The 11,550-nt window shown below is 59.4% G+C and carries 12 protein-coding genes; 1 reads left to right on the top strand and 11 read right to left on the bottom strand.

The window, feature by feature from the left end:
* Window positions 1-234: 234 nt before the first annotated feature.
* Genes JMJ95_RS01775 through JMJ95_RS01750 form a run of 6 tightly spaced genes read right to left on the bottom strand, consistent with a single transcriptional unit; the run spans window position 235 to window position 3,707 of the window.
* Window positions 235-999 (bottom strand): Mrp/NBP35 family ATP-binding protein, encoded by a 765-nt coding sequence (locus tag JMJ95_RS01775; RefSeq protein WP_290681766.1) that lies wholly within the window; start codon window positions 997-999, stop codon window positions 235-237.
* An 18-nt stretch (window positions 1,000-1,017) separates the two neighbouring features.
* Window positions 1,018-1,356: a NifB/NifX family molybdenum-iron cluster-binding protein gene (locus tag JMJ95_RS01770; protein ID WP_290681763.1), complete on the bottom strand. Its 339-nt coding sequence runs from the start codon at window positions 1,354-1,356 to the stop codon at window positions 1,018-1,020.
* Window positions 1,353-2,228 carry an ATP-binding protein gene (locus tag JMJ95_RS01765; RefSeq protein ID WP_290681760.1) on the bottom strand — a complete coding sequence of 292 codons (876 nt, stop codon included), beginning with the start codon at window positions 2,226-2,228 and terminating at the stop codon, window positions 1,353-1,355. Before JMJ95_RS01765 ends, JMJ95_RS01770 begins: the two co-directional genes overlap by 4 nt.
* Window positions 2,225-3,067 (bottom strand): ATP-binding protein, encoded by an 843-nt coding sequence (locus tag JMJ95_RS01760; protein ID WP_290681757.1) that lies wholly within the window; start codon window positions 3,065-3,067, stop codon window positions 2,225-2,227. The genes JMJ95_RS01765 and JMJ95_RS01760 overlap by 4 nt, the downstream gene beginning before the upstream one ends.
* Window positions 3,064-3,450 (bottom strand): NifB/NifX family molybdenum-iron cluster-binding protein, encoded by a 387-nt coding sequence (locus tag JMJ95_RS01755; RefSeq protein WP_290681754.1) that lies wholly within the window; start codon window positions 3,448-3,450, stop codon window positions 3,064-3,066. Before JMJ95_RS01755 ends, JMJ95_RS01760 begins: the two co-directional genes overlap by 4 nt.
* A complete protein-coding gene (locus tag JMJ95_RS01750) occupies window positions 3,447-3,707 on the bottom strand; it encodes a DUF5320 domain-containing protein (RefSeq protein WP_133957903.1) in 261 nt (86 codons plus the stop codon). The genes JMJ95_RS01755 and JMJ95_RS01750 overlap by 4 nt, the downstream gene beginning before the upstream one ends.
* A gap of 104 nt (window positions 3,708-3,811) precedes the next feature.
* Here JMJ95_RS01750 and JMJ95_RS01745 point away from each other — a divergent pair, with 104 nt between their 5' ends.
* Window positions 3,812-4,357, top strand: a complete 546-nt coding sequence (locus tag JMJ95_RS01745; RefSeq protein ID WP_290681748.1) for a Fur family transcriptional regulator — start codon at window positions 3,812-3,814, stop codon at window positions 4,355-4,357.
* Window positions 4,358-4,413: 56 nt separating this feature from the next.
* On the opposite strand, the gene JMJ95_RS01740 is transcribed toward JMJ95_RS01745, so the two are convergent.
* From JMJ95_RS01740 to JMJ95_RS01720, 5 genes are all read right to left on the bottom strand, one after another.
* Window positions 4,414-5,715, bottom strand: a complete 1,302-nt coding sequence (locus JMJ95_RS01740) for an NCS2 family permease (RefSeq protein ID WP_290681744.1) — start codon at window positions 5,713-5,715, stop codon at window positions 4,414-4,416.
* A 31-nt stretch (window positions 5,716-5,746) separates the two neighbouring features.
* The gene (locus JMJ95_RS01735; protein WP_290681741.1) at window positions 5,747-7,468 is read right to left on the bottom strand and encodes an adenine deaminase; all 1,722 of its coding nucleotides are present in this window, start codon (window positions 7,466-7,468) and stop codon (window positions 5,747-5,749) included.
* A 324-nt stretch (window positions 7,469-7,792) separates the two neighbouring features.
* Window positions 7,793-9,106, bottom strand: coding sequence for a TRAP transporter large permease subunit (locus JMJ95_RS01730; protein WP_290681738.1), 1,314 nt, complete (start codon window positions 9,104-9,106; stop codon window positions 7,793-7,795).
* Between the two features lie 9 nt (window positions 9,107-9,115).
* Complete coding sequence (locus tag JMJ95_RS01725) at window positions 9,116-9,661, bottom strand: TRAP transporter small permease subunit (RefSeq protein ID WP_290681735.1); 546 nt, start codon at window positions 9,659-9,661, stop codon at window positions 9,116-9,118.
* 100 nt (window positions 9,662-9,761) lie between these two features.
* The gene (locus tag JMJ95_RS01720) at window positions 9,762-10,829 is read right to left on the bottom strand and encodes a TRAP transporter substrate-binding protein (RefSeq protein ID WP_290681732.1); all 1,068 of its coding nucleotides are present in this window, start codon (window positions 10,827-10,829) and stop codon (window positions 9,762-9,764) included.
* Window positions 10,830-11,550: the final 721 nt, after the last annotated feature.

The following is an 11,550-nucleotide window of genomic DNA, read 5'->3' as shown; positions in this document are numbered from 1 at the left end:
CTTCGCCTTTTCAGTCATAATGATTGCACCTCTCTGGTGAAGGGTTGTGCCTTCGTAAACACTACCTTACCACTGTTCTCCGAACAGTCCAGAGAGGTTTTTTATTTTTTAGGGTGCGGATTTAGGAAGTCCCCAAATCCGCAGGCAGCGGGGAGTGTCACCTGTGCCTGCGGATTGAGGGAACCAATAAAAAAACGCCCCTCCGGAGAGGGGCACCCATGGAGTCGAATCCGGCTACATGTTTCCATGCAAGCCTTTCGTCAGAACCGAGAAGACTTCTTCGTTGTGGTAGTTCTCGATAGCGCCGCTGTCGGCCATCTCCGCCAGGGAGGGATCAAGGGGGAGGCTCCCCCAGAAGGAAGTGCCGAGGTGCTCCAGGAGAGCCGGGGAATGGCTTTTGCCGAAAAGCTCCACCCGCTTGCCGCAGTCGGGGCAGACAAAGGCGCTCATGTTCTCCACTACGCCCATAAGGGGGATGGAGAGCATTTCCGCCATTTTCGCCGCTTTCCGCACCACCAGGGAGGCGATCTCCTGGGGGGAGGTCACCAGGAGGAAACCGTCGAGGGGAATGGTCTGCATCACCGTGAGCACGGCGTCGCCTGTTCCCGGGGGGAGGTCGATGAAGAGCACGTCGAGATCGTCCCACTTCACTTCAGTAAAGAACCGAGTCACGGCGTTGCCGAGCAGAGGCCCTCTCCAGACCACGGGCTTCGCCGGGTCATCCAGCAGGAGGTTCATGGAGATGACCTTGATTCCGAGCTTCGTTTTCGGCGGATCGATCCCATCGGCGTTCCCGAAGGGGAAAGTGCTGAGCCCGAAGAAGGCGGGTATTGACGGTCCCGTGATGTCGGCGTCCATGATGCCCGTTTTTTTCCCCTCACGGGCTGCTGCCACGGCGAGAAGGGACGTGACGGAACTCTTTCCCACGCCGCCCTTTCCGCTGCCTACGGCGTAAATTTTCTTGATCTGCTTCCTGTCGCTTTTCGGCGGTAATGTCATGAATGAAGTCCGCTCCTTCTATTTGGCTATTTTTTCAAGGGATGAGTTTTTGTATCCGTCCAGGGCCTGCCTGACCGTCATTCCTTCGGCACAGTATGCCTCCATGTTCGCCTGTTGTATAAAACCGAGGGCGTTCGGCCCCATCCTGGGAGCGAGCAGCACGGAAACCTGTTTCTGCGATAGGGTCATAAGGGCCCTCGACGCCGCTCCGTGCTGCTCCGCCCCGGCGTCGTTTTCAACAGCCTCCAGGATCTTCCCTTCTTCGTCCGCTATGATAAAAAAAGGGGCCCGTGCAAACCTGTCCGCCACCTTGGATGTTTCTTCTTTTCCTGATGCCGCGACCGCGATACGGATCATTGTTCCAGCCTCCCTGTTTTTCGTATTGAACCCCACAGTGCCGGCAGTGCGTTCCCCATCTCGGGGACGGGTATGCGGCCTGCTCCTACGGCCTCCGCGATTCTTTCGTCGAAAGGAACCGTGCCGAGCAGGGACCATCCTTGCTCCCTGCACGTCGTTTGTATCGTTTCCGTCAGCTTTTCCGAGAGGTTCCACCGGTTGATCACGATCCCGAAAGGCACCGTCAGTATGCCGCACAATTCCGCAGCCCGACGGAGATCCGACAGGGCGGACCGGGAGGGCTCGGAAACAATTACCGCGAAATCGGCCCCCGTTACCGACGAGGTCACCGGACAGCCGATGCCCGGAGGCCCGTCGGTGATTATGAGCGGTGCCCCGGTTCTTTCCGCTTCCTTCCGGGCTTCCTCCCGCAGAAGGGCCACCATCAGGCCGGTGTTCTCGCCGCCCGGATTCAGCCGGGCATGCCACAGGGGCCCCAGGGCCGTATCTCCCCGGCGTATGGTTCCCCGCTCGATACTTTTCAGGGAAATGCACCGTTCAGGGCACACAAAAAGGCACACCCTGCACCCCTCGCAAAAGCCTTCGTCGACGACGGCCTTTCCGTCCCGGACATGGATCGCGTCGTACCTGCAGGCCGATTCGCAGATCCCGCACCCGGTGCACCGCTCACCGTCCGCGTCAGCTATGGACATGCCTGAAAAGGGATCACGGTGCGTTTCTGCGGGATGCAACAGAAGGGCCAGGTTCGGCGCGTCCACGTCGGCGTCCGCAAGGATTTTCCTCTCATCCGCGACGGCTGCGAGAGAGGCCGCCAGGGTGGTCTTTCCTGTTCCGCCCTTGCCGCTGATGATCACAACCTCTCGGATGCTCATGAGAATCTCCTTTCGATCTCCGACCAGAGCGACCGTGTGGTTTCAGCCCATCCGGCGTCGGTCAGGAACGGAGATTCCCCCCGGGCCCCGGATTCCGCTGCTGAACGGGAGAAAGGGAAACGGGCGAGGATCTCCACGCCGAACCGTCCGCACAGGTCCTCGAGCGAAGTGTTGCCGATGCCCGTCTTGTTGATCACGAGAGCGGAAGGAATTTTCATGTCCGCTGTCAGTTCGAGCATACCCTCCAGGTCGGACCTTCCGAAGGGTGTGGGCTCCGTCACCAAAAGGGCCATGTCGGCACGGCGAAGGGACGCCGCCACGGGGCAGGCCGTGCCGGGAGGGCAGTCCATCACCCAGTCGGAGACTCCCAGCGTTTCCGCCTTTTTGACCGTTTCCCCGATGACGTGCACTGTATTGACGCTTCCGACCCGGAGTCTTCCCTCAAGAAAAGAAATGCCGCCGCAGTTTCCTGACCTGACCTCGCCGACCGTCTGTTCTTCCTCGAAAATCGCCCTCGGGGGGCACACCCTGGAACAGAGCCCGCACCCCCGGCACAGGGATTCGTTGATGACGGGAATCCCCCCGCCCAGCCAGGCGATAGCCCCGAAGACGCACGCCTTCGCACATGTGCCGCACGAAACGCATGCGCTCCCGTCGATTTTCGCCGACGGCATCGTTACGGACAGGGCTTCAGTTTCAGCGCAGCCGAGCAGAATGGAAAGGTTCGGCTCCTCCACGTCAAGATCGACCGCCAGTACCCGAGGCCTCGCAAGCACAAGGGAGGCCGAGATGCTTGTCTTTCCCGTGCCTCCCTTGCCGCTGGCCACCGCTATTTTCATTTTCCGCAGTCGTGACCGGATTCGGGGCTGCAGTCATGGTCCGCTCCGTGACCGCAGTCGGTTTCCACTGTCCGGACTGTTCCCAGAAGAAGGGCTTTCACACCCTCTTCAACATCCATGGAAGGCACCGTGAGGACCCGGACTCCGAGGGCCTGGAAAAACTGCTTTGCCTTGACGCCCATGCCCCCCGCCATAACCATGTCCGCCCCCATGGATTTCACCCAGTTGGGGAAAACGCCCGGCGCATGATCGGCCGAAGGGGCGGGGATGACCTCCCTGGAAAGCTCTTTCCCATCCTCAAAGGTCACGAAAAGGAACTCCCGGACTTTCCCGAAGTGTTCCGAAATGATATTCCCGTCCAGAGCGATGGCCGCCTTCGTCATTCTCCCCTGTCCTTTCCGAGCCGCGCCTGCAGCTCATCCATCCTGGATCTGAGCATTTCCATCTCCTGCCGGAGAGCCTGCTCCTCCATCTCCGGCGTGACCGGGGCCGCCCATACGCCGCCGAACCCCCGTCCCATGCCGAACCTGCCGTATCCGGCGAAGCCGCGGCCCATACCTCTGCCGCCGCCGCACCATCCTCTTCCCCAACCTGTCATGGGCCCCATTCCGAGGGGTCCCGTTCCGTTCCGTGCAGGCATTGTTCATTCCTCCTTTAATGATACTGATTATCAGTTGCATAATAGACCCCTTTGTGCCATTATGTCAAGAGGAAAACCATGATTCCCCTGCAGGAGGAGATTCTATGGACGAACAGCAGCATGAAAGCGCCGTGACCGGCTTTCTTGAAAAACTGAAAGGCAGGGGCCTCCGGCTCACTGCCCAGCGGGAAGTGCTCTTCCGGGTAATCGCCGAAAACCTCGGCGTGCCCTCCACAGTGCAGGACATCTGGGGGAAGACGAGGGATCTCGACCCCTCCATCGGCATCGCCACGGTCTACAGGACCATCAACCTTCTCGCCGAGATGGGCGTGGTGAACGTCATCTACCTGAACGAGGGGGAATTCCGGCTCGAAATGCCGGAGCAGAAGCTCCATATCTCCGCCTTCTGCCGCCATTGCGGATCCCTTTTCCCTCTCGGGGGAGAGGACAGGAAACAGGAAACCCTGGAACAATGGCTTGCGGATATCGGAATGGAGCTTCTCCCCCAGTCCATCGCCATTGCCGGGCTGTGCGGCAAATGCCGGGAAGAGCTGAAGGACGAGAACGCCTCACCGGCGGACCAGGGACCCTTCGGACGGTCGGGGCACTGCCCGAGACGCCGGAGGTTCCGCGGAGGGCTGGGCAGGTAAAAAAACCAGGGCCTCCCGGACAATCCGGAAGGCCCTGGTTTCGATGAAAAAAGATTTTAGAAAAAGATTTCCTTGGCGATGAAGAGGACCGCCAGGCCGAGCATGATGGAGCTGACTTCCTTCGCCTTGCCGCCGAGGATCTTGAGCACAGCGAAAGAGATGATGCCGAACTCGATGCCGTTGGCGATGCTGTAGGTGAAGGGCATGATGAAGAGGGGCACGCATGCGGGAACGAAGTTCGTCCAGTCGGAGAAGTCAAGGTCCTTGAGGCCCGCCATCATGAAGATGCCGACGAGTACCAGCGCCGGAGCGGTGGCACATGCCGGGACGATGGAGACGATGGGGGAGAAGAAAAGGGCCAGGAGGAAAAGGACTCCCGTGACGAAGGCCGTGAGGCCCGTCCGGCCTCCCTGCTCCACGCCGCTTGCGCTTTCCACGTAGGAGGTGACCGTGGAGGTTCCGAGCACGGCTCCGGCCGTGGTTCCGATGGCGTCCGCCATGAGAGCCCGGCCGGCCCTGGGCAGCCTGCCCTCGGAATCGAGCATGCCGGCCCGGTTTGTGACACCCACAAGGGTTCCCACCGTGTCGAAGAAGTCGACGAAGAAGAAAGAGAACATGACGATCCAGAAGTTGGGGTTGGCTATCCCCGAGAAGTCCATCTTCCCGAAGATGGGCATGATGGAAGGAGGCATGGAGACCACGCCGTCGGGCATTTTCGTCACGCCGAGAGCCACGGCGATCCCGGTGACGGCGAGGATGCCCCAGAGGATGGAGCCTCTCACCTTCCGGACTTCCAGGGTGACCATGATGAAGAACCCGGCAAAGGCGAGAAGAACCTCCACGGACTTCATGTTCCCGAGGCCGACGAGGACCGCGTCGTTTTTCACGATGATTCCGGCGCTCTGGAGGCCGATGAAGGCGATGAACAGGCCGATTCCTGTGGAGATGCCTATCTTGAGAGACTTGGGAATGCCGTTGACGATGTTCTCCCGGATTTTCGTGAGGGTAAGCAGGATGAAGAGGATACCCTCGATGAAGATGGCGGCCAGGGCCACCTGCCAGGAGATTCCCATGCCGAGGACCACGCCGAAGGCGAAGAACGCGTTGAGCCCCATGCCCGGCGCGAGGGCGATGGGGTAGTTGGCCATGAAGGCCATGAGGAACGTGGCCAGGGCGCTCGCCAGACATGTGGCCGTCATGAGGGCACCGAAAGGCATGCCGGCGTTCTGCAGAATTCCGGGGTTTACGAAGATGATGTACGCCATGGTCATGAACGTGGTGATTCCTGCCAGGACCTCCGTGCGGACGTCCGTTCCCGCCTCCTTCAGATGAAAGCGGTTTTCAAGCAATGAAGCCATTGCAACTCCTCCCCTTCTATTGAGAATGAATTCATTCCGTAAAGAGTGACTGGATGCCTCCCCTGCCCAGATCCACGTACCCCTGGTCGGTGAGCTTGAGTTCGGGGATCACCGACAGGGAGAGGAAGCTCATGGCCATGAAGGGATGGTCCACGGTGGTGCCGAGGGACCGGGCCGCCTCTTCCGCCGCCTCCAGGCCCTTTATGACCTCATCGGCGCTTCCCGGATTCATGAGGCCTCCCACCGGAAGGCCGAGGGAGCCAAGGACTTCCCCGCCCCGGACCGCCACAATACCGCCTCCCTCGGAGGCCAAAAATCCGAGGGCCGTTCTCAGGGAAAGGATGTCCGTTCCGGCGGCCACAAAATTGTGGGCGTCGTGGGCCACGGAGGACCCTATGGCCCCTTCTTTCAGCCCCAGACCATGGACGAAGCCCAAGGCAAGGCGTCCGGTGCCGCGGTTCTTCTCCAGAACGGCCAGCCAGCAGATGTCCCTGGAGGGGTCGGCGGCCGCCAGCCCGTCTGAGACAGGGGGATCCATCACCAGGTGGTCCGTCACCACCTGCCCGGGACGGAGTCCCACCACCCGGATCTTCGCTCCACCGGGAACAAAAACTTCAAAAGCTTCTTTTTCGGGGACGGAGATGTTCCCCCGGGCGGAAGCAGGCGCCTCCACCCTCGGGACAGGTCCGCAGAGGAGCCTGCCGTCCCGGGCAACGAGCCTTCCCCGCTTCCATACTCTTTTCACGGAGCAGTTCTCCAGGGAGTCCACCGCTGCAAGGTCGGCGATCCTTCCCGGCGCCACCGCTCCCCTGTCTTTCCACCCGAAGTATTCCGCCGGGGTGAGGGTCACCATACGAAGGGCCGCCAGGGGCGAAATGCCGGACTTCACGGCGAGGCGGATCTTCTCGTCCATGTGCCCCCGGTCGCGGAGATAGCGGGCGGACAGGTCGTCGCTCACCATCATGCACCGGCTCGACCGGGCCTCGTTTCCCCGCACCAGGCAGGCCAGCTCCTCCAGGTTGTGCTCCGTGGCCCCTTCCCGGATCATGAGCATCATGCCCCGCCGGAGCTTGTCGAGCCCTTCCCCGGCGGTAAAACTTTCGTGGTCGGAATCGCACCCGCTGAGGAGATAGGCGCACAGGTCCTTCCCCGTCAGGCCGGGTGCGTGGCCTGACTTTGCCCTCGTACCCGAGGCGTAGAGTTTCGCCCAGAGGGCCGGGTCTCCGCCTATCACCCCCGGATAATTCATCACTTCTCCGAGGGAATCGCACCATCCCCTGGCGAACATCTCGGCCACCGCCCCCGCGTCGAGCTCCTCGAAGGGGGTCTCGAAGGATGAAGCGGGAACACAGGAAGGCGCCGTGAAGAAGAGGTCCACCGGGCAGTTCAGGCTCTCCCTCCACATGTACTCCACTCCTGCCATGCCGCAGGTGTTGGCGATCTCGTGGGGGTCGGGGGCCGCGGCCGTGGTACCCCGGACCGCGGCGAGTTCCGAAAATGCGGCGGGGGTGAGCATGGTACTCTCGATGTGGCAGTGGCCGTCGATGAAGCCGGGGACGATTACCATCCCCGACAGGTCTTCTTCCCTGACGCCCTTGTAGTTCTTTCCGACCCCGGCGATCCGTCCCCCGAAAAGGGCCACGTCCGCTTCCTCGTATTCCAGGGTGAAGACGTTGGCCACCCGGGCTCCCCGGAGCACCAGGTCCGCAGGCCGGTCACCCCTGGCCACCGCGAGATAGTCCGAAACATTCACCGGTTCATCCCCCCGTTCTTTTCCATGGTGAAGTGTAGCGGAAAGGCTTGCGGAGCGCAATACCGGAAGACATCCCCAAATCCGCGCCCCAGCGGGGAGCGTCACCTTATGCCCGGCGACACTCCCTCTGCCTGAAAAATTTGCGGATTTAGGCCTGGAACAGGGACGCACCAAAACCACGCAGCCGTATCTCCCCATTCATATCCCCATTCATAGCCTCCTCCCGTCCGTGCGGCCATGAAAGGACCGGCCGGCGTCTTTTTTACGCGCCCCTGCGGGAATAAAAAAGGCGGGGCTGCCCGCCCCGCCTTTTCGTCTGAACGGTTATTTGAAAAGCAGATCGGGAAGCCAGGTAACAATCCTGGGGAACATGATGCACAGCACCAGGCAGAAAAGCTGAGTCGCCACGAACGGCACGATGGAATAATAAATGTCGGTCATGGAAACTTCCTTCGGAGCGATGCCCTTCATCATGAACAGCATGGTGCCGAAGGGAGGCGTCAGGTACCCTGTCTGGGTGTTCACGGCGTACAGCACCCCCAGCCACAGGGGATCGAAGCCATACAAAGGCAGGAGCGGAAGAATGATGGGAAGGGTTATCATGAGGATACTCCAGGCGTCGATCACGCACCCGAGCAGGAACCATACGACCTGTATGCCGATCAGCATGGTCCACCAGCCTACCTGGTAAGTCTGGACCAGGTTGACGACCATCCTGGAGGCTCCAAGGCCCATGTAGACGGCCGCGAACCCCTGGGCGGCAAAGAGGATCCACATCATGAACCCCTGGACCTGTATGGTGGTATAGGCCACGTTTTTGATCAGGTCCCAGGTCAGCCGCCTGTGAAGTGCGCTGCAGACGAACGCGCCCAGGGCTCCGACCGCGGCCGCTTCCGTCGGGGTGGCGATGCCGCTGTAGATGGAGCCCAAAACAGCGGTGATAAGGAGAAGGGGAAGGATGACTCCCTTGAGGGAGGATATCTTCGCGTTCCAGTCGGCCCGTTCTTCCACGGGAATGGCCGGGCCCAGTTTCGGATTGAGGTGGCACCTGATCAAAATGTAGCCGATGATCAGCAGGGAACAGAGCATTCCCGCAGCCATCCCTCCGGCAAAGAGGGCGCCTATGGAGACCTGGGCCATGGTGCCGTATAGCACCAGGGCGATGCTCGGAGGAATCAGGGGCCCAAGGACGCCTCCGGCCAGGATGCAGCCTGTGGCGATTCTCTTGTCGTACCCCCTCTTCAGCATTGCCGGGAGAGCCATGACGCCCATCATGACGACTCCTGTGGAGGCAATGCCTGACATGGCGGCGATCAGGGTACAGGCAAGGACGGTTCCCACCGCCAGCCCTCCCTTGATGCCCCCGGACCACCGGTACATCATTTCGTAGAGGTCTTCCGCCACGCCGGAACGTTCAAGCACCACGGCCATGAGGACGAAAAGGGGCGCCGCCACGAGGGTCGTGGTGGACATCATGGAAAAAGTTCTGGCAAGAATGATGAACAGAGACTCCGGCCCCCAGAAAACACCGGTAAAAACCACTGCGAGGCCTCCGAGGACAAACGCGACGGGAAGCCCCAAGGCGAGCAGAAGGAGCATGCTGCCGAAAAGCAGAACGGAAATCATTTCAATACTCATGAGCTCACCTCAGTTCCCGGCGGCAGCGCCGGCATCCGGCGCGACCAGGAGCTCTCGCCCCGTTACGACCAGGTACGCGTCCTTGATTGTCTTGGTCATTCCCTGGAGAAGCATCAGAAAAGATGCAAAAGGGATACTCATCTTGACGGGCCAGACATAGGGTCCCCACGTGCTGTCGGAGAATTCACGGACCAAGAAGCTTTCCCATGCCCATGGAAGGCTCTCCCAGAGCAATACACCCACAAAAACATAGAACATGGTCCAGGTAAAAAGATCAAGGATCGCCTGCGTCCGTCGTGAAAACCGCATATAAAAAGCTTCGACGTTGACAAAGGCGCCCTTTTGCAGGGCATACGATCCCCCGATTATAAAGTGTGCGCCGTAGAGCATGCAGGACGTCTCGTGAGCCCAAATGGTCGGTCGGGTAAAATAATAGCGCATGACAACCTCGTACACCAGCACGAGCATGGTCGGATAAATAAGAAAGCTCGCGGCCTTGCCGATAAAGTCAATCGCGGCGTCGACACATCGAATGAAACCTCTTAAAAACTGCAATCGCCTCACCCCATTGAAAGATTCCGCCGCGGACGGCGTAAAAAGAAATACCCCCTCCCGGAGAGAAGAAGGGGGTACCCGTACCCTCACGGATCAACTCTTATTTGATATAGCCGTAGTCCTTCATGAACTGCTTGATTATCTCGACGGCCTTGATGACCCTCGGGTCCTTCTTTCCCTGCTCTTCGGCGATCTTGTCGAGGTAGGGAAGGCTGAATTCCTCGGTAATCCTGACCACTTCTTCGGGGCTGAATTCGGTGTAGGTGGTTCCCCACTCCTTGAAGGATTTGTTGAACATTTCCCTTTCCTCCATGGTCACGGCGTCCATGAAATTCGTGTTGAAGACTTCAGCCGCAGTCTCGACGATTGCCTGAAGATCCGCAGGCAGCTCATCCCATGCTTTCTTGGATGCCCACAGCTCCATACCCTGGGGTACCTGGAAGGCGGGGCCGATGAAATACTTGCAGACCTCGTAGAGCTTCAGGTCGCGGTAGAGCCACCAGGCGGTGCCGCTGCCGTCGAGAGTGCCCATGGCGATGGCCATGTAGGTCTCAGGATGGGGAAGCATGACGGGAGAGGCGCCGAAGTGCTCCACGAAATCGGACATGGAACCGAAGAAACGGATTTTGAATCCCTTGAGGTCTTCCAGTGAATTGATGGGCTTTTTGCTCCAGAAATAGGTGTTGCCCACGCTGTGGCATCCGAGGTACTTGATGCCCCGCTCAGCAAGGGCTTCTGCCACCAGCTGGTCAATTCCCCTGTGATGGAACAGCTCGTTGAACTCGTCGTTGGACCGGGTGACAAAGGGCGGCATGTTGGGCGCCGTTACCCACCCCATGGGGATAGCTCCCCTGAAGAAGAGGGAACTTGTATTGGCTATCTGGATCATGTTCGCCTGGAGGGCCTTGTCTACTTCAGCATAATCAACAAGTTCTCCCGCATAGTGCAGGCTCATTTTCAGCCTGCCGCCCGACATTTTTTCCACTCTTTCGATAAACGGCTTGATTACGGATTCGATTGCAAGGGAACCGGGGGTATGATGGCTCTGGAATTTCCACTGATACACCTTTCCCTCCGCGGCAAGGGCGGGTGAAATAAAACCGACTGCAAAAACGCTTGCGACAAATGCTGCGGCCACGAACAACGTACCTAGGTTTCTGTTCCTCATTAAAGCACCTCCCTTAAATTAAATCCGTTTTTCTTGAAAACTCACATATTTTGGTGCGTGGTTTTTTATTATCCTCAACATGGTTATATTGTCAAGGTGCCGGGCCGGGCCTAAATCCGCACCCCAGCGGGGAGTGTCACCGGAACTTGCTTGGGCGGGGGGTGCAGATTGTCGTTCGTGACAACTGCCCAAGCGAGTCCCGCGGCTCCCTGCGTTCGCCGGTTGCCTGCCTGTGAAACCGACATCCGTGTCGGTTTCTCTCACCTCAGGCGCCCTTCCCCAGGGGATAATCTCTTCGCCCCTGGGGAGGGCGAATTCACCTTATGCCCGGCGACATTCCCTCTGCCTGAAAAATGCGCAGATTTAGGCCGGGTATAAAATGCCGCCGCACTTGACAGGGACGCACGGAAGATATACCCTGTCGCCATGTTTGCAAAATGTTGTTTTGACAGTCAAAACAAGACCGTCGGAATGAAATCGGAAGATCGGTTGCTTGTCGTCACGATAGTGTCAATCTTTTTGGGGTATATGCCCTGGTACGGTTTTTCGGCCGTAACATCGCTGATACCGGGAGAGTTCGGCCCGGCTGCCCCGGACACGGATTTCATTCCCGCAGTTTTCCAGCCGGGGGTATGTCCTCGCGGTCATCGCGAGCGGCATGCCTGCCGACAGGACAGGAATCAACCCCGTCCCGTGGACGCCACCCTCGCCACAGACATCT

Source organism: Aminivibrio sp. (assembly GCF_016756745.1).
Lineage (GTDB): Bacteria > Synergistota > Synergistia > Synergistales > Aminobacteriaceae > Aminivibrio.
This window is presented reverse-complemented; position numbering and strand designations above follow the sequence as displayed.